20 protein-coding genes are annotated in these 20,837 nt (G+C 68.3%); 7 read left to right on the top strand and 13 right to left on the bottom strand.

Annotation, left to right across the window (positions count from 1 at the left end; genetic code table 11):
- The 3 genes from DTA22_RS12500 to DTA22_RS12490 form a co-directional block, all read right to left on the bottom strand.
- The coding region (locus DTA22_RS12500) for an ATP-binding protein (RefSeq protein ID WP_174233792.1) at positions 1-740 on the bottom strand (740 nt) is incomplete at its 3' end.
- Positions 741-803: 63 nt separating this feature from the next.
- Entirely contained in the window at positions 804-1,220 is a 417-nt protein-coding gene (locus DTA22_RS12495; RefSeq protein WP_037243693.1) for a DoxX family protein, read from the bottom strand.
- Positions 1,217-1,630, bottom strand: coding sequence for a VOC family protein (locus tag DTA22_RS12490; protein ID WP_112299603.1), 414 nt, complete (start codon positions 1,628-1,630; stop codon positions 1,217-1,219). Before DTA22_RS12490 ends, DTA22_RS12495 begins: the two co-directional genes overlap by 4 nt.
- A 136-nt stretch (positions 1,631-1,766) precedes the next feature.
- On the opposite strand from DTA22_RS12490, the gene DTA22_RS12485 reads away from it, so the two are divergent.
- A complete protein-coding gene (locus tag DTA22_RS12485) occupies positions 1,767-2,411 on the top strand; it encodes a winged helix-turn-helix transcriptional regulator (RefSeq protein ID WP_037243689.1) in 645 nt (214 codons plus the stop codon).
- 8 nt (positions 2,412-2,419) lie between these two features.
- Here DTA22_RS12485 and DTA22_RS12480 read toward each other — a convergent pair whose 3' ends face one another.
- A complete protein-coding gene (locus tag DTA22_RS12480) occupies positions 2,420-2,731 on the bottom strand; it encodes a hypothetical protein (RefSeq protein ID WP_037243687.1) in 312 nt (103 codons plus the stop codon).
- Positions 2,732-2,894: 163 nt separating this feature from the next.
- On the opposite strand from DTA22_RS12480, the gene DTA22_RS12475 reads away from it, so the two are divergent.
- On the top strand, positions 2,895-3,467 hold the full coding sequence (locus DTA22_RS12475; protein WP_112299602.1) for a DUF4126 domain-containing protein: 573 nt from the start codon (positions 2,895-2,897) through the stop codon (positions 3,465-3,467).
- Between the two features lie 17 nt (positions 3,468-3,484).
- A complete protein-coding gene (locus DTA22_RS12470; RefSeq protein ID WP_037243684.1) occupies positions 3,485-4,450 on the top strand; it encodes an alpha/beta hydrolase in 966 nt (321 codons plus the stop codon).
- On the opposite strand, the gene DTA22_RS12465 is transcribed toward DTA22_RS12470, so the two are convergent.
- Positions 4,451-5,542 (bottom strand): N-acetylmuramoyl-L-alanine amidase, encoded by a 1,092-nt coding sequence (locus DTA22_RS12465; RefSeq protein WP_037243682.1) that lies wholly within the window; start codon positions 5,540-5,542, stop codon positions 4,451-4,453.
- A 547-nt stretch (positions 5,543-6,089) separates the two neighbouring features.
- On the opposite strand from DTA22_RS12465, the gene DTA22_RS12460 reads away from it, so the two are divergent.
- Positions 6,090-6,323, top strand: a complete 234-nt coding sequence (locus DTA22_RS12460; protein WP_112299601.1) for a hypothetical protein — start codon at positions 6,090-6,092, stop codon at positions 6,321-6,323.
- Between the two features lie 55 nt (positions 6,324-6,378).
- On the opposite strand, the gene purH is transcribed toward DTA22_RS12460, so the two are convergent.
- The 4 genes from purH to DTA22_RS12440 form a co-directional block, all read right to left on the bottom strand.
- Positions 6,379-7,935, bottom strand: a complete 1,557-nt coding sequence (purH, locus tag DTA22_RS12455) for a bifunctional phosphoribosylaminoimidazolecarboxamide formyltransferase/IMP cyclohydrolase (RefSeq protein WP_005238563.1) — start codon at positions 7,933-7,935, stop codon at positions 6,379-6,381.
- On the bottom strand, positions 7,928-8,593 hold the full coding sequence (gene purN, locus DTA22_RS12450) for a phosphoribosylglycinamide formyltransferase (RefSeq protein ID WP_037243678.1): 666 nt from the start codon (positions 8,591-8,593) through the stop codon (positions 7,928-7,930). The genes purH and purN overlap by 8 nt, the downstream gene beginning before the upstream one ends.
- 68 nt (positions 8,594-8,661) lie before the next feature.
- Complete coding sequence (locus tag DTA22_RS12445; RefSeq protein ID WP_112299609.1) at positions 8,662-10,185, bottom strand: cell division protein PerM; 1,524 nt, start codon at positions 10,183-10,185, stop codon at positions 8,662-8,664.
- A gap of 111 nt (positions 10,186-10,296) precedes the next feature.
- Positions 10,297-11,364: a DUF5336 domain-containing protein gene (locus DTA22_RS12440; protein WP_037243677.1), complete on the bottom strand. Its 1,068-nt coding sequence runs from the start codon at positions 11,362-11,364 to the stop codon at positions 10,297-10,299.
- Positions 11,365-11,490: 126 nt separating this feature from the next.
- On the opposite strand from DTA22_RS12440, the gene DTA22_RS12435 reads away from it, so the two are divergent.
- Entirely contained in the window at positions 11,491-12,117 is a 627-nt protein-coding gene (locus tag DTA22_RS12435; protein ID WP_112299600.1) for an IMPACT family protein, read from the top strand.
- A 60-nt stretch (positions 12,118-12,177) separates the two neighbouring features.
- Here DTA22_RS12435 and sucD read toward each other — a convergent pair whose 3' ends face one another.
- The 3 genes from sucD to DTA22_RS12420 all read right to left on the bottom strand — a co-directional run bounded on the left by sucD (position 12,178) and on the right by DTA22_RS12420 (position 16,387).
- Entirely contained in the window at positions 12,178-13,080 is a 903-nt protein-coding gene (sucD, locus tag DTA22_RS12430) for a succinate--CoA ligase subunit alpha (RefSeq protein WP_005238543.1), read from the bottom strand.
- A 15-nt stretch (positions 13,081-13,095) separates the two neighbouring features.
- The gene (gene sucC / locus DTA22_RS12425; RefSeq protein WP_005238541.1) at positions 13,096-14,265 is read right to left on the bottom strand and encodes an ADP-forming succinate--CoA ligase subunit beta; all 1,170 of its coding nucleotides are present in this window, start codon (positions 14,263-14,265) and stop codon (positions 13,096-13,098) included.
- 169 nt (positions 14,266-14,434) lie between these two features.
- A complete protein-coding gene (locus DTA22_RS12420; RefSeq protein ID WP_112299599.1) occupies positions 14,435-16,387 on the bottom strand; it encodes a hypothetical protein in 1,953 nt (650 codons plus the stop codon).
- A 230-nt stretch (positions 16,388-16,617) separates the two neighbouring features.
- Between DTA22_RS12420 and DTA22_RS12415 the strand changes: the two genes are divergently transcribed.
- Positions 16,618-17,679: a M23 family metallopeptidase gene (locus DTA22_RS12415; protein WP_112299598.1), complete on the top strand. Its 1,062-nt coding sequence runs from the start codon at positions 16,618-16,620 to the stop codon at positions 17,677-17,679.
- Positions 17,680-17,754: 75 nt separating this feature from the next.
- On the opposite strand, the gene pcrA is transcribed toward DTA22_RS12415, so the two are convergent.
- On the bottom strand, positions 17,755-20,241 hold the full coding sequence (gene pcrA / locus DTA22_RS12410) for a DNA helicase PcrA (protein ID WP_112299597.1): 2,487 nt from the start codon (positions 20,239-20,241) through the stop codon (positions 17,755-17,757).
- 273 nt (positions 20,242-20,514) lie between these two features.
- On the opposite strand from pcrA, the gene DTA22_RS12405 reads away from it, so the two are divergent.
- Positions 20,515-20,811, top strand: a complete 297-nt coding sequence (locus DTA22_RS12405; protein ID WP_005238528.1) for a chorismate mutase — start codon at positions 20,515-20,517, stop codon at positions 20,809-20,811.
- Positions 20,812-20,837: the final 26 nt, after the last annotated feature.

The raw sequence follows: 20,837 nt of genomic DNA, 5'->3' as shown, positions 1-20,837 counted from the left end.
GCGCCGAACCGGTCCTTCAGCGGGGTGATGATGCGACCGCGGTTCGTGTAGTCCTCCGGGTTCGCGCTGGCCACCATCAGGACGTCCAGCGGGAGCCGGAGGGTGTACCCGCGAACCTGGATGTCGCGTTCCTCCATGACGTTGAGCAGCGACACCTGGATGCGTTCGGCGAGGTCGGGGAGTTCGTTGATGGCGACGATGCCCCGGTGCGCGCGGGGAACGAGCCCGAAGTGAATGGTTTCCGGGTCGCCGAGACTCCGGCCTTCCGCGACCTTGACCGGATCCACGTCGCCGACGAGGTCCGCCACCGACGTGTCGGGGGTCGCGAGTTTCTCCGAATACCGCTCGCTGCGGTGCCGCCACGCGACGGGGAGGCTGTCGCCCAGTTCCTGCGCCCGGCGAATCGACGCCGGGGTGATGGGCTCATAGGGATGCTCCCCGAGTTCGGAACCGGCGATCACCGGGGTCCATTCGTCGAGGAGCAGGTTGAGGGTGCGGAGGAGGCGGGTCTTGCCCTGACCACGTTCGCCGAGCAACACCACGTCGTGACCCGCGATGAGAGCCCGTTCGAGCTGTGGTTCCACCGTCTCCTCGAAACCGACGATGCCGGGCCACGGATCACGACCGTCGCGTAGGGCCGCGAGCAGATTCTCGCGGATCTCTTCCTTGACGGTGCGTTGAATGTGGCCCGACTCGCGGAGCTCGCCGACGGTGGAAGGTCTGTGTTCCGATGACGTCACCACTCCACGCTACGAGGGTTCGAGCGAATCGGCACGCGGTTAATGCGTGCCGACCCGCCCGGGTCAGCCCTCGCGGCGCAGCGGGAGCAGTTCGCGGACCTTGCGGTCGCGCAGGTACAGACCCGCCCAGACCGCGATTCCGACGTACACCGCGAACAGCACCGTGCTGAACAACGGCTTCTCGACGCGCCAGTTGGTGAGTACCGCCCCACCGAGGTAGCCGGTCAGCAGCACCGCACCGAGCGGGGCCGTTCGCGGCACCAGGTAGAGCACCGTGCAGAGGAGCAGCACCACGCCGATCGGCACGATGATGTGCACCGGCAGTCCCAGTTCGGCGGCCGAGTCCTCGACCGGTCCGATCTTCAGTAGCTTGCCGACCGCGTCGAAGAGGAGGAAGGCGCCGACGAGGCCGCTGAGGACCCAGCCCACCCTGCGCGCGGTTCCCGACTCCGCCGTCACGGAAGTGGTCGCGGTGCTCACGACTCCTGCCCCTGCGCCGCATCGGCATCCATCCACATGATCTCCCAGAGGTGACCGTCCGGGTCCTGGAAGCTGCGGCCGTACATGAATCCCTCGTCCATCGGATCGTTGGAGAAGGATCCGCCCGACGCGAGCGCCGTGTCGGCCAGCGCGTCGACGGCCTCACGGCTGTCGGCGGAGATGCAGATGATGGATTCGGTGGTCGTGGTGGCGTCCGCGACGGCCTTCTTGGTGAAGGTGGAGAAGAACTTCTCGGTCAGCAGCATGACGTGGATCTGCTCGCTGATCACGATCGACGACGCGTTCTCGTCGGAGAATTGCGGGTTCCGCTGGTAGCCGAGCGCCTCGTAGAAGGCCGTCGACGTGCCGAGGTCCTTCACGGGGAGGTTCACGAAGATCATGGTCGACATCGAATTCTCTTTCCTTCGGTGGAGCCGAGTGTTTTCGGGTGACGAGCCGTGCGATCTCGTGGAGCAGATCACGTACCAATGTTGCAAAAAGAAACCTATTGATGTCAATAGGCAACTTCGGTCTATAGTTGAAACCATGGCACGACAGGCATACGGGCAGTACTGCGGACTCGCGCATGCCCTGGACATCGTGGGACAACGCTGGGCACTGCTCATCGTCCGAGATCTGCTCGTCGGACCGCGGCGCTATACCGACCTCAAGCACGGCTTGCCGGGCATCCCGTCCAACATCCTGTCGGCCCGCCTGAAGGAACTCGAGGACGCCGACGTGATCGCGCGCCGCGCGCTGCCCCGTCCGTCGAACGCCGTGGTCTACGAACTCACCGATTACGGCAACGCACTGGAGGACGCCGTGAAGTCGCTGGGCCGGTGGGGCGCCCGCACTCTCGGCGAAGCCGACCCGGACGACGCGGTAACCGTCGACTCGATGGTGATGGCCCTGCGGTCGACGTTCCACCCCGACGTCGCGCGGGACGTCACCGTCACCTACGAACTGCGGCTCGGGCCTATCGTGCTGTCCGCCCGCATCGACCGCGGAGAACTCGAGGTCGTCGAGGGCGCGGCCGACCGGCCCGATCTCGTGATCGAGACCGGGCCGGCGGTGAAGGCGCTGATGGCACGCGAGATCACCCCGGAGGACGCCATCGCCCTCGGCAGCGTGTCCGTCACCGGCGATCCGGCGCTGCTCGCCACGTTCGCCGAGGTCTTCAGCATCCCCTGAGGGTCTGCCTACGCGGCGGCACCGTACGCGGTCGCGGCGTCCAACTCGTACCAGGCGGAACGGTAGCGTTCGAACGTCACCGGATCAGCCTCCGCCAGAAGGGAATCGAGCAGGACTCGCGGATCGTCGCGCCATGCCCGGACGACGTCCGTGACCGCGCGGTTCGAGAACAGACCCGACCCGGTGAGCGCAGACACCCACTCGTCGATCGCTCCCCGGTGAATCCGCTCGACGGCCTCCCGGCGGAATCCGCCGTCGACGAAGTCGAGGGAGAACATGGCGGCGACGAAATCACCGGTGGTCAGCTGGACGACGTTCATGATGCGGCACCTTCCTGGAGTCGGGGTTCGTCTCGGACGTAATCCGTTGGAACAACTGGTGATGCAGACGCTAATCGTCGATTGTGTGAGTTCTGTGATGCTTCTCTGAGATCTCGGCCGCGATGCCCGCCTGCCGTGATCGCCCAGCTTCTACACTCCGTGCATGGAGACCTGGGTTCTGCCCGGACTGCTCGGCCTCGGCCTCGCCGCCGCTTCGGGACTGCGCACGTTCCTGCCGTTGCTGATGCTCAGCGCCGCGGTGCACTTCGAGGTGCTCGGGGTGACCCTGAACGAGTCGATGCGGTGGCTCGGTTCGACCGGGGCGCTGGTGGCGCTGTCGATCGCGACAGTGGTGGAGCTGACCGCCGATCTCATCCCGTTCGTCGACAACGTGCTGTCCGTGATCGGCAACGTCACCGGCCCCGTGGCGGGCGTCATCGCGACCTGGGCGGCCTTCGCGGACGTGGACCCGTCGACCGCCGCGATCGCCGGAATCGTCATCGGCGCCCCCACGGCTCTGGCGTTCAGCACCGCGCAGACCGGCACCCGTGCGGTGAGCACGGCCTCCACCGGCGGCCTGGCCAATCCCGTGGTGTCGGTGATCGAGGACGTCGTCTCGTTCGTCACCTCCCTGATCGCCCTGCTGCTTCCGCTGCTCGTCATTCCGCTGCTCGCGTTCCTGCTGTGGTTCGCGTGGCGCGGGGTGCAACGGGTGCGGCGACTGCGCGCGCCGTGAACTGGTAGACAGTCCCCATGCCTGACACCGAGATCACGTTCGACAGCGGTGCCGTCACGTACTACGGCAGCCTGCGCACCCCCGACCACGCGAACGGGTCGGCGCCCGCCGCGCTGCTGCTAGCCGGCAGTGGTCCCACCGATCGCAACGGCGACAGCGCCCTCCTCCCCGGTGACATCGGAACGCTCCGCCACCTCGCCGACGTGCTCGAACAGCACGGCATCTCGAGCCTGCGCTACGACAAGATCGGCAGCGGCGAGACCGCCCTCGGCCCGTACGAGGTGGAAGAGGTCGGCGGTCTCGGCTTCACCACGTTCGTCGACGCCGCCTCCGCGGGGCTCGACTTCCTGGCCGCCCAACCCGGGGTCGACCCGGCGAAGCTGATCGTCATCGGTCACAGCGACGGCGGACTCGTCGCCCTCGCGCTCGCCACCGCGGAAGACGAGTCGCGTGTGCGCGCGGTCGGACTGCTCGAACCGCTGAGTGTCCGGCTCCTCGATCTGCTCACGACGCAGATCCACGGTCAGCTCGACGCCGTCGTCGGCACCGGCCAGCTGCCGGTGGAACTGGCCGACGAACTCCGGCTCGCACTCGCGGACACCGTCGAATCACTCCGCACGTCGGGCACGATCCCCGACGACCTTCCGGAACCCCTGCAGAACGCCGGGCTGGTCCATGCCAACGCGAAGGCCCTCGCGGAGGAGGACGCTCTCGACCCGCGCGCGCTGGCCGCCCGGTTGCCTGCCGGCTTCCCCGTCCTCACCAGCTGCTCCGCCAAGGACATTCAGGTACAGCTCGCGGACGTCGACGGCCTGAACGACGCCCTCGCGCACACCGCACTGACGCCGGTGCGGATGGCGAACGCCAATCACGTCCTCAAGGACGTCGGCGACCGCCCCTCCACCGGACCGGATTACGTGGAACCGCTCCCCTACTCGGCGGAGTTCACCGAACCGTTCGGCAGGTGGATCGCCGCACTGTGATCAGTTCCCGCCCGCCCCGGTGATCACGGACATCAGCGTGCTCGCCAGATCGGACACGAGGCCCAGATTCTTGTCGTTGACGAGATCCTGCAGCCCGTCGAGTCCCTCGACCTCGAGCAGCGGCGCGAGCATCTCCATCAACTCGGAGAACTGCGCCGAATCGGGTGCCGTCGACTTCGGAGTCGCCTTCGGAGTGGTCGCCTTCGGGGTCGTGGTGGTGGTCGACGACGCGCTGTCCTCGCTCGCCTCGGGTTCGGTGGTGGCCGCCGGCGCTGCCGCCAGTTCCTCGGCCGGCGCCGACTCCGACCCCGTCAGCAGGTAGGTGACGATGCCCGTCGTGATGGTGATCGCGTGCTTCAACTGGCCGTCGGTACTCTCCAGCTGGGCGGAGTCCTCCTTGTTGGACCCGTTGCCCATCTCGACGAACACCAGCGGCACCTGAGTCAGTGCGGGCCCGGCCACGTCGGCGCGGGTCTGGAGCCCGTCGTTCACGCCGGCGTAGTTGGCGGGAACGAAGCCGTCGGATTTGTAGGCGTCGCGCATCATCTTCGACGCCTCGAGCCCGCCGCCGGACTGCGCCGCGTCGGCCTTCTCGTCGGGGATGGGCAGCGACGGGATGATCATGTGGAACCCGTGCTTGCTCGCGTCCTCGCCCTGCGCCGTCGAGTCCGCGTGAATGCTCACCGCCACGTCGGCGTTCGATTCGCTTGCCGCACGCGCTCTTTCGTCGACGCATCCGCCCCAGCCGGTGTCGTCCTGACGGCTCAGGACGACCTTCGCGCCGAGACTCTCGAGGCTGCTCTTCACCAACTGGGACACATTCCAGTTGATGGTGTGCTCGGGCACCCCACCCAGCGACGTCATGCCGCTCGTCTGGCAGTCCTTGGTGTTGCCCCGGCCGTCGTTCACCTGCTGCGCGAGGTCGTGGCCCTCGCTGGAACCCTGATGTCCGGGGTCGAGGAACACCGTCATGCCGGACAGTTCGGTGCCGGTCGCCGTCGCCGCGGGTTCCGCCGACACCTGAGCAGGGATGAGCACGGACGCACCCAGGACGCAGGCGCCGAGGCCGGCCTTGATCGCAAATCGGTTCATAACGGGAATGGGCGCACCGTCGCAGTCCGGGCGCCACTCTCCTTCCACAGGTGCCACTCGAGTCACATCAGCCCCGAGTGAATCAGCTGCACCGCAGGTGCGGGCGGCTCGAGGCCGGATCGAAAGCAACCTGTGACCAAAGTGTGGGATTCGACAGACGCGCACCGATTGGCGAAACTCCGATGCGAATTGCCCGAGCATCTGACGAGTCCCTACGCGGATGTGAACGGGGCGGCAACTCTGAGCCAAGAGTCGCTGCTCAACCCCGCATTCCTGCGCGGTGGCCGGATAATGGAAGTGCAAACCCTCAACCGGTGCTGTACGGTCATCTACCAACCAGCAACGACACGCAGAAAGGTACGGCCATGATGCAGCTTCACGCGCTCTTCGCGTCCGTACCCGCATGGCGTCGCTGCTCCGCCGACAAGCACATCACCAAGTTCGGCGCACCCCGAGAATGTTGAGACTCACACCAAGTCATTCTCGGGCACCCAGGGCAAACCCCTCGGGTGCCTTTTCTTTTACCTTTCACTTTCAGGAGCACCACATGAAACTTCGCATCAACCAACTGTCCACCTCTCCCCCGTATCTCGATCTGCCGGACGACCTCACCGGTTACGCCGTCACCCTCGACCTGTCGCACTGCGACGCCGCCCACGAGGCAGGCCTGGGTGAGCTGATCAGCGAGGTCCGCAGCCGCGGCGCCGCCCGCGTTGTCATCACCGGTTCGCCTCGCGAAGTCCAGGGCACGGGCCGAGCACACGGGGCCGCAGCCGCCTGACGACGCAGAACGGGCCCCGGCATGATGCCGAGACCCGTTCGAGAGTTGCCGAACGCTAGTGCGCGAAGTGCCGCGCACCCGTCAGGTACATGGTGATGCCGGCTTCCTTGGCCGCATCGATCACCTCGTTGTCGCGGACGGAACCACCCGGCTGCACGACTGCCTTGACGCCGGCGTTCGCGAGCACCTGCAGTCCGTCGGGGAACGGGAAGAACGCGTCCGACGCGCCCACCGACCCGACCACCCGGTCACCGGCCCGCTGCACCGCGAGGTGCGCGGAGTCGACACGGTTGACCTGGCCCATGCCGACGCCGACCGACGCACCGTCGGAGGCGAGCAGGATCGCGTTGGATTTCACCGAACGGCACGCCCGCCACGCGAACTCGAGATCCTTCAGGGTCTGCTCGTCGGCGGCGTCGCCGACGGCCAGAGTCCAGTTGGCCGGGTCGTCGCCCTCGGCGTCGAGCACGTCGCGCTCCTGGAGGAGCGCTCCACCGGACACGGGACGCAGTTCGATTCCCGTGGCAGTGGGCGCCTCGGCGAGGAGGACGCGGATGTTCTTCTTGCGCTGCAGCACTCCGAGCGCACCGTCCGCGTAGGACGGGGCGATGATCACCTCGGTGAAGATCTCGGCGACCTGCTCGGCCATCTCGACGGTGATCTCGCGGTTCGCGGCGATGACTCCGCCGTACGCGCTGACCGGGTCGCAGGCGTGCGCCTTGCGGTGCGCCTCGGCGATGTCGGCTCCGACCGCGATGCCACACGGGTTCGCGTGCTTGATGATCGCAACAGCCGGCTCGCTGAAGTCGAACGCCGCACGCCAGGCTGCGTCGCCATCGGTGTAGTTGTTGTACGACATTTCCTTGCCGTGCAACTGCTCCGCCTGGGCCAGACCGGCCGGGGCGGCGGGGTTCACGTAGAGGGCTGCGGCCTGGTGCGGGTTCTCGCCGTACCGCAGCACTGCCGAGCGGTCCCAGGTGGCGCCTGCCCACTCGGGGAACTGCGAATCACCGGGTTCGACCAGCGTGGACGTCATCCAGCTGGCGACCGCGACGTCGTACGACGCGGTGTGCTGGAACGCCTGCGCGGCGAGGGCGGTGCGCTCGGGCAGCGTGAAACCGCCGTCGGCGACGGCGGTGAGCACGTCGTCGTAGCGGGCGGGATCCACCACGACCGCGACCGACGGGTGGTTCTTCGCGGCGGCGCGCACCATGGACGGCCCGCCGATGTCGATCTGCTCGACGCACTCGTCGGGAGTCGCACCCGACGCGACGGTCTGCGTGAACGGGTACAGGTTCACGACCACCAGCTGGAACGCCTCGATGCCGAGTTCCTCGAGCTGCGCGAGGTGCTCCGGCTTCCGAGTGTCGGCGAGGACGCCGGCGTGCACCCGCGGATGCAGGGTCTTGACCCGGCCCTCGAGGCATTCGGGGAAGCCCGTCAGCGCCTCGACGGGGGTGACCGGGATGCCGGCGTCGGCGATCTTCGCTGCAGTCGACCCTGTCGACACCAGCTCGACGCCTGCCTTGTGCAGGCCCGTAGCCAGTTCGACCAGACCGGTCTTGTCGTAGACGCTGACGAGCGCTCGGCGTACTGCCTTGCGTTCACTCACTGGGGATCACGGCCTTTCGTCCATCGGAAACAACTCCACGGGTGGCGACAGCGGCGATGACGTCCGCCAACAACCGTCGCTCCACAGTCTTGATGCGCTCGTGCAGGGTCGACTCGTCGTCGCCGTCGAGCACCGGCACGGGTTCCTGCGCCAGGATCGGGCCGGTGTCGACACCCGCGTCCACGAGGTGGACGGTCGATCCCGACACCTTCACGCCGTAGGCCAGGGCATCCGGGACCGCGTGTGCGCCGGGGAATGCGGGCAGCAACGCGGGATGCGTGTTGATGATGCGACCGCCGAAACGGTCCAGGAAGGCGGGCCCGAGGATCTTCATGAAACCCGCCGAGACGACCAGTGACGGCTGGTGGGACGCGACCGCCTCGGTCAGCGCGACATCCCAGGCGGCACGGTCGGCGTGGTCGCGCAGGCTCACCCGGAAGTGGGGAATGCCCGCCGCCTTCGCGTGGGTGGTCGCGTCACAGTCGCGGTCGACGCCGACGGCGACGATCTCGGCGGGATACCCGTCCGTGTGTGTTGCGTCGATCAGCGACCTCAGGAGGGTTCCCGCACCGGAGGCGAGTACGACGATCCGCGCCGGCGAACCGGTCGTGGGCCTCAGGTGGTCACGCGAGGAAGTCAGCGCTCTACTCCTGAACAATCGAAAGGCCGGGTGAATCGAAAGACGGGCGAAAATGGGGGCGGTCGCATCGTCGACCGACCAAGAGCCTAGTCGCTGGGGGTTGCGGGCCCTCGGGGCAGGTCGGCTTCCGGGCTCTCGGCGGCGTCTCCGGACCCCTCGGATTCGTCCGTCGGCGCGTCTTCCTCGACCTCGGCGTCCACCACGACCTCGGCCTCGTCGCCGGTGTCCTGCGGTGCAACCGGCGCTGCAGGCGCTTCGGTGTCGTCGACGAGTTCGGCTTCGATCACCCGGCTCGGCGCGACGTCTTCGGCGAGCACCGGCTCCTCGGTGATCGGGGCGGCTATCGCCGGAACCTCCTCCGCGCCGGGAAGGTGCGGCTCCTCGTCCTCGGTGTCGGCGTCGTCCTCGTCGACGGCGCCCCGGCTCCGATGCCAGGCCACGACCACCGCTGTCACCGCGCCCGCGAGTCCGAGCCACGCGAACGTGAGCAGTCCGAACGCCCACCAGTGCAGCTCGACCGTTCCGAATGCGCCGAGCCTGCCGCCGGACACGAGGCCGAGCACCGCCGTCACCACGCCCACACCCGCGGCGGCGGTCAGCACGGTGAACAGCGCTTCCTGCCCGCCGACGCGACGTCCGCAGTCGCGTCCGAGCATCACACCGATCAGCAACGGAACAACCAGCAGCGCAGGCCAGGCGCCACCCGACACCCCGTCGGGAACCGCGCCGAGCAGCGGCAACGGCGGCAGCGCACCACCGACGTTCCCGAATACGCTGACCGAGACGTCCCCGATCTGCGCGGTCCCTCCCATCACCGCGGCTGCGGCACCCACCACGACGTTCGGCAGGTACAGCACCGACAGGATCGTCAGTCCGAGCATTCCCACGACGCCGTCGCCGCGTTCGAGTAGCGAGGCGACCGTCGACCATTCCATCAGCAGCGAGATCGTGACCAGGACCGCGCCGGCACCGAGAATCGCCGTCAACGCACGCAGACCCGGCCGCACCGCGTCCCGGACCCACGACGGAACCTGCGCACCGAGCGTCGGCCACATCGCGACCGTCACCCCGATCACCGACGCGAGCAGATGTACGAACAGCACCCACCCGAACGCGGCGAGCGCGTTCGGGGAGGACAGCGGGATGACCGCCGACGCGTCCGCGATGACGGCGAGACTGATGGCCGTCACCACCAGCGGTCCGGCCACCGCAGCGCCGATCACCTGCAGAGCGTGCCGCCGCGAGGACGCCGGATGCACCACGGCGGCGCATCCGCGGGCGACGACCCACATCATCCCGGCTGTCGGGATCAGCGGGAGGACACCGAGCGAGGTGCCGTCGATCGTCAACGGCACCTGGTGAATCGCCAGCCACGACGCCGCGATGGCACCGAACGTTCCCGTGAGGTCGCTGTTCGCGGCCACCAGCGTGACGACGATGAGTGCGGACAACAGGACGACGGTGACGCCCGCGGGCCGGAACGCGACCGCGAGCAGCGCCCGCATCTCGTCGGCGTCGGGCACGGGTCGCTGTCGCGGGACTTGCCGCTCGTCGTCACCGACGGCCCGCCGTCGTGCACCCTGTGCGACGCGCTGCGCACGATCAACCAAAGAACTCATCCCCTCGAGAGTGGCACTCCGACGCCGCGGCAGCGGTCAGGCGCGCCGCACAGAAGTGGCCTCCGACCACGTTCGGTCAGAGGCCACCTGCTGGTTGGGCCGTTACTTGTCGTCCCTGTCGGCGCGCGTGTCGAACGCCTGGGTCGGCGCGCTGTAGCCCTCCGATTCGGACTTCTCGGCGGATTCGGCCTGCTTCGCCTCGGTGGGAGGCTGCTCGCCGTACTCCAGCGTGCGCTCCACGGGGGTCGACTCGGACTGCGAGCCGTACGCAGGCGCCGCGTGCTGCGCGGAACCGTAGCTGGTCCCGGCCGGGTACTGGGAGCTGGGCGTTCCGGTGGACTGCGACGGACTCGACGGCTGCGAGTACCCCTGGTACTGCGGCTGCTGGTAGGCGGTGGTCGGGGCGTCGTACGACGCGGACCCGGCACCCGCAGCGGCTCCGTAACCCGGTTGTTGGGGCTGCCCGTAGCCCTGGCCGTAGCCGGGCTGGCTCTGCGAGGGCTGACCCTGCTGGCCGTAACCCTGCTGGCCGTAGCCGGGCTGGTTCTGCTGGCCGTAGCCGGACTGCGACTGGCTGGGCTGCCCGTAACCCTGCGGCGCGCTCTGGCCGTAGCCCTGCGGCGGCTGTCCGTACGACTGCTGCGGGCCCTGCCCATAGCCCTGCGGGGCGCCTTGGCCGTAACCCTGCGGCGCCTGACCGGGCTGACCGAAGCCCGCGGCTGCGGCCGGCTTGGGCGCCGGCTGCTTGAGGAGCCCGATGTCGAACAGCACCGCCGCGACGGCCACGGCCGACTGGATGAATCCGAGAACGAGGATCAGGATTGCGCCCCAACCGGAATCCGCGTCGACGTTGAGAAATACGAACAACGCGACAACCCAGCCCGCGACGGACGCCGCCGCCGCCGCGCCCGCGTAGGACTGCTTCGGAAGAAGGGATGCCGCCGCGAGCAGACCACCGAGGAACAGAAGGCCGAGCCCGTCCGTGTTCGCTTCGAACGAGTTCACGGACTCTCGCGCCAACGTGGCGTAGGGGGCGAACCCGAGCAGCAGGTTGAGGACACCGAGAACTGCGACACCGATCAGAAGGAAGAAGCCCAGGCCTTTCGATTCTCCCCCTGCAGTCGGTTGCGCGGGCGGACCGTAACTCGGTCCTCCGGGCGTGAACGTCATGACTTCTCCTAGTCGACAAGTGGTCGTCTGCGTGCGCTCTTTCGACGCTAGCCTACGGATACCCGTCGGTCACTGCGCTCAGTCACGGGCGGCGGCGCCGGGAACAGCGCAGGAGACAATGGTTCGGTGCCGTACACCCTCGCTCCCCGCACCGCCGATCTCACCCTCGAGACGGAGGTGAAGCACTCACGTTTCATCGCCGCCCTGCGACGTGTCGAGGACCCCGAGGCGGCGCAGGCTTTCGTCCAGGACCAGCGGCGCGCGTATCCCGATGCGCGACATCACTGTTCGGCGTACATCATCGGAAACGGGCCCAGCGACCGGGTCGAGCGTGCGAGCGACGACGGCGAACCCGGTGGCACCGCGGGCATTCCGATGCTGCAGGTGCTCAAGGCCCGCGACCTCGTCGACGTCACGGTGGTCGTGACCCGGTACTTCGGGGGAATCAAGCTGGGTGCGGGCGGACTGGTGCGCGCCTATTCCGGCGCGGTGGCCACCGCGGTCGATGCCGCACCGCTCGTGCGAAGGGAACTGCGCCACCTGCACACCCTCGCCGTGGGCCACGCCGAGGCGGGACGCGTCGAGTCGGAGTTGCGTGTGCGGGGCGTCGTCGTGGTGGACACGACCTACGGGGAATCCGCGGTCCTCACCCTCGCGGCGAGGGACTCGGCGGAGTTGGCCGATCTGGTCGCTGCCGTCACGTCGGGGAAGGGGACACTCGATCCGGCCGGGGAGATGTGGGTCGATGCCTGAACGGCCCGTGCGCCTTTCTGGTAGCGGGAACTACCAAAAAGGCGCACGGGCCCGAAGGGCCTAGGCCTGGACGGTCAGGCTCTGCAGGATCTCGCGAGCGAGCGCAGCGGTCTCGGACGGCGTCTTGCCGACCTTCACGCCGGCAGCCTCGAGGGCGTCCTTCTTGGCCTGCGCGGTGCCCGAGGAACCGGAGACGATGGCGCCTGCGTGGCCCATGGTCTTGCCCTCGGGAGCGGTGAAGCCCGCGACGTAACCGACGACCGGCTTGGTGACGTTCGCCTTGATGTAGTCGGCGGCACGCTCCTCGGCGTCGCCACCGATCTCACCGATCATCACGATGACCTTGGTCTCGGGGTCCTTCTCGAACGCCTCGATGGCGTCGATGTGGGTGGTGCCGATGACCGGGTCGCCGCCGATGCCGATGGCGGTGGAGAAGCCGAAGTCACGCAGCTCGAACATCATCTGGTAGGTCAGCGTGCCGGACTTGGACACGAGGCCGATCGGGCCGGTGCCCGCGATGTTCGCCGGGGTGATGCCGACCAGCGACTCGCCGGGAGTGATGATGCCGGGGCAGTTGGGTCCGATGATGCGGGTCTTGTTGCCCTTGGAGACGTTGTACGCCCAGGCGTACGCCGAGTCCTGCACCGGGATGCCCTCGGTGATGACCACGAGCAGCGGGATCTCCGCGTCGATGGCCTCGACGATGGCGTCCTTGGCGAAGGCCGGGGGAACGAACGCGATGGAGACGTCCGCGCCGGTCTTCTCGATGGCCTCGGCGACGGTGCCGAAGACGGGCAGCTCGACGCCGCCGTCGTGGGTGACGGTGGTGCCGGCCTTACGGGCGTTGACACCGCCGACGACCTGGGTGCCGGCCTTGAGCATCAGCGCGGTGTGCTTGGTGCCCTCGCCGCCGGTGATGCCCTGGACGATGACCTTGGAGTCCTTGGTCAGGAAGATAGCCATGTTTTTTGAGTCCCTTTACTTTGCGGCGAAGGCCAGCTCGGCAGCCTTGTCGGCAGCCTCGTCCATGGTTCCGACGACCGTGACCAGCGGGTGGGCGGCCTCGGCGAGGATACGACGACCCTCTTCGACGTTGTTGCCGTCCAGGCGGACGACCAGCGGCTTGTTGGCCTCGTCACCCAGCGTCTTCAGGGCGCCGACGATGCCGTTGGCAACCGCGTCACACGCGGTGATGCCACCGAAAACGTTCACGAACACGCTCTTGACCTGCGCGTCGTTCAGGATGACGTCCAGGCCGTTCGCCATGACCTCTGCGGAGGCGCCGCCACCGATGTCGAGGAAGTTGGCCGGCTTCACGCCACCGTGCTTCTCACCTGCGTAGGCGACGACGTCCAGGGTCGACATGACCAGGCCTGCGCCGTTACCGATGATGCCGACCTCACCGTCGAGCTTGACGTAGTTGAGGTCGTTTTCCTTGGCCTTGAGCTCGAGCGGGTCCGTGGCGTCCTTGTCCTCGAACGCTTCGTGGCCGGGCTGACGGAACGCAGCGTTCTCGTCGAGCGTGACCTTGCCGTCGAGCGCGAGGATCTGGTCGTCCGGCGTGCGGACGAGCGGGTTGACCTCGACGAGGAGAGCGTCTTCGTTGATGAAGACCTCCCACAGCTTCTGGATCGTCACGGCCGCTGCGTCGAGCACCTCGGCGGGCAGCTTTCCTGCCTCGGCGATGCTGCGCGCGAACGCGAGGTCGACACCCTTGACGGCGTCCACGGGGATCTTCGCGAGAGCGTCGGGGTTCTCCTCGGCGGTGACCTCGATCTCGACGCCACCCTCGACCGAGCACATGGCCAGGTAGGTGCGGTTGGTGCGGTCGAGCAGGAAGGAGATGTAGTACTCCTCGGCGATGTCACTCGCCTCTGCGACCAGCAGCTTCTTGACGACATGACCCTTGATGTCGAGGCCCAGGATCGCCTCGGCGTTGGCCTGGGCGGCATCGGCGTCGGCGGAGTACTTGACGCCACCGGCCTTGCCGCGGCCTCCGACCTTGACCTGCGCCTTGACCATCACGGGCTTGCCGATTTCTTCGGCAATCTCGCGTGCGCCGGCGACCGTGTCGGTAACACGCCCAGCCGAAGTCGGCACCTCGTGCTTGGCGAAGAGTTCCTTCGCCTGGTATTCGAAGAGATCCATCTGCTCACCGTCTCGTCTGCGTTGACACCCGCTCGAGGGGTAGGAGCGGGTCTGTTTTGGACTTTAACCAGTTGCCGGGCCCGGTCTGCGCCCGCGTGTCTGCTATGTGGTCCACATCACGCGATATCAGGCATTGAGGCGGGCCTCACCGCTGTCAACGGGGCGGACCTCACCGATTTCTGCTGCGTGTCGTGAGGGCCGCGGCAGCCGCAATCAACACTATGCCCACCGTTGTCGGGACGACACCGGCCCCCATCGAGGGGTCGGTCACCCGGGCCGCGGTGAGCGGCCACGACAGGAGGTATACCCCCACGGCAACGGCCGAACCGAGCAGGAGTGCCACCGCCCGGGCCGGCCGGGCACGTGAGGCGACGATCACTGCGAGGACCACCGCGACGCCCAGGAGGACGCGCCCCCACACGTCGAGGTTCCAGGGGAACTCCGCGAACGACGCGGGCGCGTAGTCGTCGCCGCGCACGTCGGTCCCGTGGAAGAGCGGCAGCCCCAGTCCGGCGAACGCGGCGACCGCCCCGAGACCCCCGACCGCGAGGACCGCGATCGAGGTGGACGGCTCCTCGGACGTGTCGATCTCCTCACGTTCCGCCGAACCGGCGAACCACGTCAGCACGCCGGTGACGCCGGCGGCGACGGCCGAGCACCACAGCAGCGCCGCACCGATTCCGGCGCCGATTCCGGGCACGTCGGTGGCGAGCACGACGGACTGCGACACCGAGGCGACGGAGAACGGGATCGTCACCCACAGCACCCCGACCGCGGGTCGGACGGTGGAGGCGAACTCGGACAGCAGCAGCCAGACGCAGCCGACGACGAGGACGAGGGCGGCGACGAGCACGACCCGGGTGGCGTAGATGTCGGGGCGCACGGCGTCGGCCGGGATGTCGAGGACGGGGAGCAGGGCCCCGGCGGCGGCCAGCAGGGCGGTGACGATTCCGGTGATCCCGGCGGCGACGTGCCAGCGGGCGATCCGGGCGCGGGCCGCGGCGGCCTCGGCTCGCAGCGCCGCCTTGGCGACGCCCTTCGCGGACGGGGTGACGGCCCCTTTCTTCGCCGGGCCGCCTGCAGCCGTCGCGGACGACGACGGGGCGGCGAGGGTTTTCAGGATCCTGCTGTCGCGAGCCCGGTCGACCATCGGGATGCAGACGCCGACGACGACGAGGCCACCGGCGGCGACGGTCCCCCACACCGCGCCGGGACCGGGCTGGATCCGTTCGCCCGCGGCGAGCCCGGCCACGAGGCGCGTCCCGACCACGCCGAGCGCGGCCAGGCCGGCCCCGACGAGCGCACCGGACGCGACGGGTGGCGAGATGGACGCCAGTGCGGAGGCGACCACGATCAGAACGGCCGCCGCCAGCAGCCCGGCACCTGCGGACGCGGCGAGATCCGACTCCACGACCGTCGGGACGAGGATGACCGGATCCTCGGACACGAATGCGGGAGCGAACAGCGCGCCGACGAGCACGACGGCGGCGACCACCGCCACCGCGGACGGGAGGAACCCGACACGGGCACCCGTCGCCCGTCCGACCTGTTCGGAGCTGCGTGCGTCGCCGTAACCGTCCATCAGCGACTCCCGGTGGACCGCGACCATGCCGAGTAGGCCCGCGAAGGCGATCAGGACGTGTCCGGCGAGGACCGCGTACGCGCCGGACCCGGCGGCGAGCTCGGCCGCCGTCTCGGGCCGGAACAGTTCGAGTCGGTTGGCGTCGATGGCGTCCGTCCACAGCTGCGTGTCGAGCACGGCGGCGCCGACGGACACCGCACCGGCTCCGGCCAGCAGCGCACCCGCCACCGCGGTGCGGCGCGCGAGAACCGCGGGCACGGCGAGAATGGGTGCCGCGACGGCGAAGACGGCAGCCCACAGCGCGGCCGCGCCGATCGCGGACGGCGCTGCCACCCCGTCGACCGAACGAACGGCGTGCAGGACGGGTGCCGACGCCACCCCGAGACCCCCGACGAGTCCCAGGACGACCGCAAGAACGCATCCCCGGCGCGCACGGGCGGGATCGGGCTCGTCGGCGGCCGTCAGACCGGTGCCGCCGGACGAAGGAATGCGTTCGGGCTCGGCCCTACGCCCGTCCGGGGATCGAGTTGATGACGCCACACGCCGACGCTAGCGCTAACCCCCTGTCTCCCCGGGGTTGTGACACGCGTGGACAGGGGCGAGATTGAACCGAGACGAAAAGTGGGTTCGACGTTTCCCCAGCTCAGTTTGTGATGCCCGTCACATGTAGCCGTTCCTCCGCGTTACAGGTTGCGCGCATCGCAACCGTTTCGTTACCGTCGCCAAGGTCTAAGTCACAGGCAGGTCACGAGCAGGAGGGGGACGGGCGTATGCACCATCGCAGCCAGTTCACGGCCAGCCGTTTTGTGAGTCACCACGATGACGAGTTGCGGGGTCACAACGACGAAGTCGCGCCCACGTACCCCTCGAGGTCGGTCGAGCGTTATCCCGAGACCGATAGTTCTGAGATTTCCAGCATGCTCTTCCGCAATTCGCAGTCCCCACGCTCCACCCCCGACAGCGTCGACGCCGGCACCGGCTTCGAGACCGTCGACACCGAGTCCGAGATTCCCGGCTTCACCCCCCGCAGCGGTTCCGAGTCCTTCGAGGGCGCACCCTCCCACTCCCGCCGCGGAGCCCACCGCATCCCGACTCCCCCCTCAGCTCTCAAAGGCCGCGCCGCAGTCCTCGCAGTCGCAGCGGGCGCCGTAGTCGCCGCAGGCCAGGCCGCCGTCACCAGCGGATCGTCCAGCTCCTCCGACCACTCCGAGGTCGCCCTCGCCAGTGACGAGTCGAGCACCATCGGAACCACCGCCGAGCCGCAGGCCGCCCAGTTCTCCACGGTCGCCGACACCGCCGCGTCCGATTCGAACGCCCCGCAGGTCCTCAACATCGCGAACCCGACCGACCTGTCGCAGTTCAGCAACCTGCTCGCCAAGGGACAGCGGTTCAGCGAAGAGCGCGCCGCCCGCGAAGCCGCCGCCCGCCGCCCCCTGTTCGTCCTCCCCGCCGTGGGAACGTTCACCTCCAACTTCGGAAGCCGCTGGGGCACCCTGCACGCGGGCGTCGACATCGCCGCCCCCATCGGCACCCCCATCGTCGCCGTCGCCGACGGCGAGGTGATCGACTCGGGTCCGGCTTCCGGGTTCGGCATGTGGGTCCGCCTCAAGCACGCCGACGGCACCATCACCGTCTACGGCCACATCAACACCTCCACCGTCACCGTCGGCCAGAAGGTCATGGCGGGCGACCAGATCGCGACCGTCGGCAACCGCGGCTTCTCCACCGGCCCGCACCTGCACTTCGAGGTCCACCTCGCCGGCGAGAACAAGATCGATCCCCTGCCCTGGCTGGCCTCCCGCGGCATCAGCCTCGGCCCCGAGATGGACTGACCGAAACCTCTCGGCACCACCCGAACACACGACTGCGGCGCATGCATTGCATGCGCCGCAGTCGTTTCGTGATTGCTACAGCTTGACCATCGGGACGCCACCGATCAGCATCAGCCGGACCTTGCCCGCGCTACCGAAGTCGATGGTGACCGTCGCGGTCGGCCCGGCGCCCTTGGTCTCGAGGACCGTGCCCAGGCCGTACTTGTCGTGACTGACACGGTCGCCGACCGTGAGCACCAGGTTGTTGTTGCGCGAGCGGGCGGCACCGAAGCTCGGCGTTCCCGCCGACCCGCCGCCGTAACCGGAACCGCCGCCGAAGCCCTGACCGCCGTACCCCCCTCCACGCGCACGGCCACCGCCGATCGCACCACCGGAACCGATACCGGTGCCCGGGTCCTCACGGCGCCAGTGCACGAGATCCGACGGGATCTCCTGCAGGAACCGCGACTCCGGGTTCTGGATGGGCTGGCCCCACGCCGACCGCATGACGGCCCGCGTCAGATACAGCCGCTGCCGGGCACGGGTGATGCCCACGTACGCGAGCCGACGCTCCTCCGACAGTTCCGTCGGATCGCCGAGGGCCCGCATGTGCGGGAACTGACCGTCTTCCCACCCGGTGACGAACACGACGGGGAACTCGAGCCCCTTCGCGGTGTGCAGCGTCATCAGCGTGACGACGCCCTCGTCGTTGTCGGGCAGCTGATCGGAGTCCGCGACCAGGGAGACCCGTTCGAGGAAGGCGGCGAGGGAACCGGGGTCGGGTTCGCCGTCCCGGGCGTCGACGTCGCCGTCCTCCGGCGGTTCCACGAGGCCGGCAGCGTTCCGCGCGTCGGAGCTGAACTCACGCGCCACGCTCACGAGTTCGTTGAGGTTGTCCAGGCGCGCCCCGTCCTGAGGGTCGCTGCTCGCCGCGAGTTCGGCGCGGTAGCCCGTCCGCTCCAGGACCGCCTCGACGACGTCGCCGATGTCGCCGAGCTGGTCGGGGACGATGTCGTCCGCAGTGGTCTCCGGCGGAAGCAGCACCCGCAGTCCGTCCATGAGCTCGAGGAACGACGCAATGGCCTTCTGGGAACGGGTGTTCAGCAGCGGTACCCGGCCCTCGCCACCGTCCCGCAGTGCCTCGGCGAAGCTGATGCCCCGCTGCTCGGAGTGGACGGCCACACATGCCTCGGCGCGGTCGCCGATGCCGCGGCGGGGTGTGTTGAGGATCCGGCGAAGGCTGACGGTGTCGTCCTCGTTCGCGAGGACACGGAGATACGCGACGATGTCACGGACCTCCTTGCGCTCGTAGAACCGCACTCCGCCGACGACCTTGTACGGAACGCCTAGCCGGATGAAGATCTCCTCCAGGGCACGGGAGGAGTTGTTGGTGCGGTAGAACACGGCGACGTCACCGAACTTGGCGTCGCCGGAATCGACGAGCTTGTCGATCTCGGACGCCACGAACGACGCCTCGTCGTGCTCGTTGTCCGCGACGTAACCGGTGATGAGTTCACCCTCGCCCGAATCGGTCCACAGCCGCTTCTCACGCCGGCCGGTGTTCTTCGAGATCACCGAGTTGGCCGCCGACAGGATGTTCTGGGTGGAGCGGTAGTTCTGCTCCAGCAGGATGGTGCGGGCGTCCGGGTAGTCGCGCTCGAACTCCTCGATGTTGCGGATCGTGGCGCCGCGGAATGCGTAGATCGACTGATCCGCGTCACCCACCACGCACAGTTCGGCCGGGGCGACCCGGCGGTCTGCGTCCTCGCCGTCCGCGGTTCCACCGACCAGTTCACGCACCAGCATGTACTGGGCGTGGTTCGTGTCCTGGTACTCGTCGACCAGCACATGACGGAACCGCCGGCGGTAGTACTCGGCCACCTGGGGGAACGCCTGCAGCATCGCGACCGTCTCGCCGATCAGGTCGTCGAAGTCCAGCGCGTTCGCCGAACGCAACCGCTGCTGGTAGTGCCCGTACACCTTGGCGATCAGCCGGGGCAGTTCCGCCGGGTCCTTGTCGGCGTCGGCGCTCGCCTGCTCCGGATCGACGAGCTCGTTCTTGAGATTCGAGATGTGGGTGGCGAGCAACCGCGCCGAATAGCGCTTGGTGTCGATGTTCAGATCCTTGGCGATCATCGTCAGCAGTCGCCGCGAATCGTCCGCGTCATAAATGGAGAAGTTCGAGTTGAGGCCGGGCAGCAGCGCCGCCTGGGCCCGCAGGATCCGCACGCAGCTCGAGTGGAACGTGGACACCCACATGCTGTTGGCCCTGGGGCCGACGAGGTGGGCGACGCGCTCCCGCATCTCCGCGGCGGCCTTGTTGGTGAACGTGATGGCCAGGATCTGACCGGGCATCACCCCCCGCTCGGCCAGCAGATATGCGATGCGGCGGGTGAGCACAGCCGTCTTGCCCGAGCCCGCACCCGCGACGATCAACAGCGGAGAACCGGCGTGCACGACCGCTTCCCGTTGCGGTGGGTTGAGGCCCTGGAGGAGCGCATCCGACCCCGCGCGCGCCGGTGCGGCGGTGTGCGGAGTCGACTCGGCGCTCAGGGGAGAAGCGGTGCCGGAGATAGTGTTCATCAACTATCAAACTTACCGGCGTGTACCGACAGCGTCACAGCGGCTTGGCCTGCGCGGTGCCGCCATGGCAAACTGGTACACATGTTCAGTCCGCCGTCGCGCCCCCTGTGGCGATTTTTTTACGGGTACCGGCCTCCGGTGCCCGTGAACTGAACAGCTCACGAGCCCCGAGGTCCGCACCGGATCCGGGGCTTTTTTCGTCAAACGAGCCTGGATCGGTAACGACTCGAGCCAAAACAACGATCCAAGTTCTGACAAGAGGGAGACGAACCAATGAGCACTCAGACCGTCGCATCAGCCGCCAAGGAAACCGCTGTTCCCACCAGCGAGGCCGAGATCGAGGTTCTCCGCCAGGAGATCGACAAGCTCGACGCCGAGATTCTCGCCGCCATCAAGCGCCGCGCGGAGGTCTCGCAGCTCATCGGGCGCACCCGGATGGCGTCCGGCGGTCCCCGCCTCGTCCACAGCCGTGAGATGAAGGTGCTCGAGCGGTTCAACGAACTCGGCCAGGAAGGCCACACCCTCGCCATGCTGCTGCTGCGCCTCGGGCGCGGCCGCCTCGGTCACTGATTTCCCGAAGCGGCCTGCCCATCCCC

The organism is Rhodococcus wratislaviensis (assembly GCF_900455735.1).
Classification (GTDB): domain Bacteria; phylum Actinomycetota; class Actinomycetes; order Mycobacteriales; family Mycobacteriaceae; genus Rhodococcus_F; species Rhodococcus_F wratislaviensis.
This window is presented reverse-complemented; position numbering and strand designations above follow the sequence as displayed.

Excerpts from the sequence above, each read along its gene's own strand:
- DTA22_RS12460 (WP_112299601.1), top strand. The coding sequence starts at position 6,090 with ATGAAACTTCGCATCAACCAACTGTCCACCTCTCCCCCGTATCTCGAT.
- DTA22_RS12485 (WP_037243689.1), top strand. The coding sequence starts at position 1,767 with ATGGCACGACAGGCATACGGGCAGTACTGCGGACTCGCGCATGCCCTG.
- DTA22_RS12405 (WP_005238528.1), top strand. The coding sequence starts at position 20,515 with ATGAGCACTCAGACCGTCGCATCAGCCGCCAAGGAAACCGCTGTTCCC.
- DTA22_RS12490 (WP_112299603.1), bottom strand. The coding sequence starts at position 1,630 with ATGTCGACCATGATCTTCGTGAACCTCCCCGTGAAGGACCTCGGCACG.
- DTA22_RS12465 (WP_037243682.1), bottom strand. The coding sequence starts at position 5,542 with ATGAACCGATTTGCGATCAAGGCCGGCCTCGGCGCCTGCGTCCTGGGT.
- pcrA (WP_112299597.1), bottom strand. The coding sequence starts at position 20,241 with ATGAACACTATCTCCGGCACCGCTTCTCCCCTGAGCGCCGAGTCGACT.
- DTA22_RS12470 (WP_037243684.1), top strand. The coding sequence starts at position 3,485 with ATGCCTGACACCGAGATCACGTTCGACAGCGGTGCCGTCACGTACTAC.
- DTA22_RS12440 (WP_037243677.1), bottom strand. The coding sequence starts at position 11,364 with ATGACGTTCACGCCCGGAGGACCGAGTTACGGTCCGCCCGCGCAACCG.
- DTA22_RS12480 (WP_037243687.1), bottom strand. The coding sequence starts at position 2,731 with ATGAACGTCGTCCAGCTGACCACCGGTGATTTCGTCGCCGCCATGTTC.
- sucC (WP_005238541.1), bottom strand. The coding sequence starts at position 14,265 with ATGGATCTCTTCGAATACCAGGCGAAGGAACTCTTCGCCAAGCACGAG.
- DTA22_RS12415 (WP_112299598.1), top strand. The coding sequence starts at position 16,618 with ATGCACCATCGCAGCCAGTTCACGGCCAGCCGTTTTGTGAGTCACCAC.
- sucD (WP_005238543.1), bottom strand. The coding sequence starts at position 13,080 with ATGGCTATCTTCCTGACCAAGGACTCCAAGGTCATCGTCCAGGGCATC.
- DTA22_RS12475 (WP_112299602.1), top strand. The coding sequence starts at position 2,895 with ATGGAGACCTGGGTTCTGCCCGGACTGCTCGGCCTCGGCCTCGCCGCC.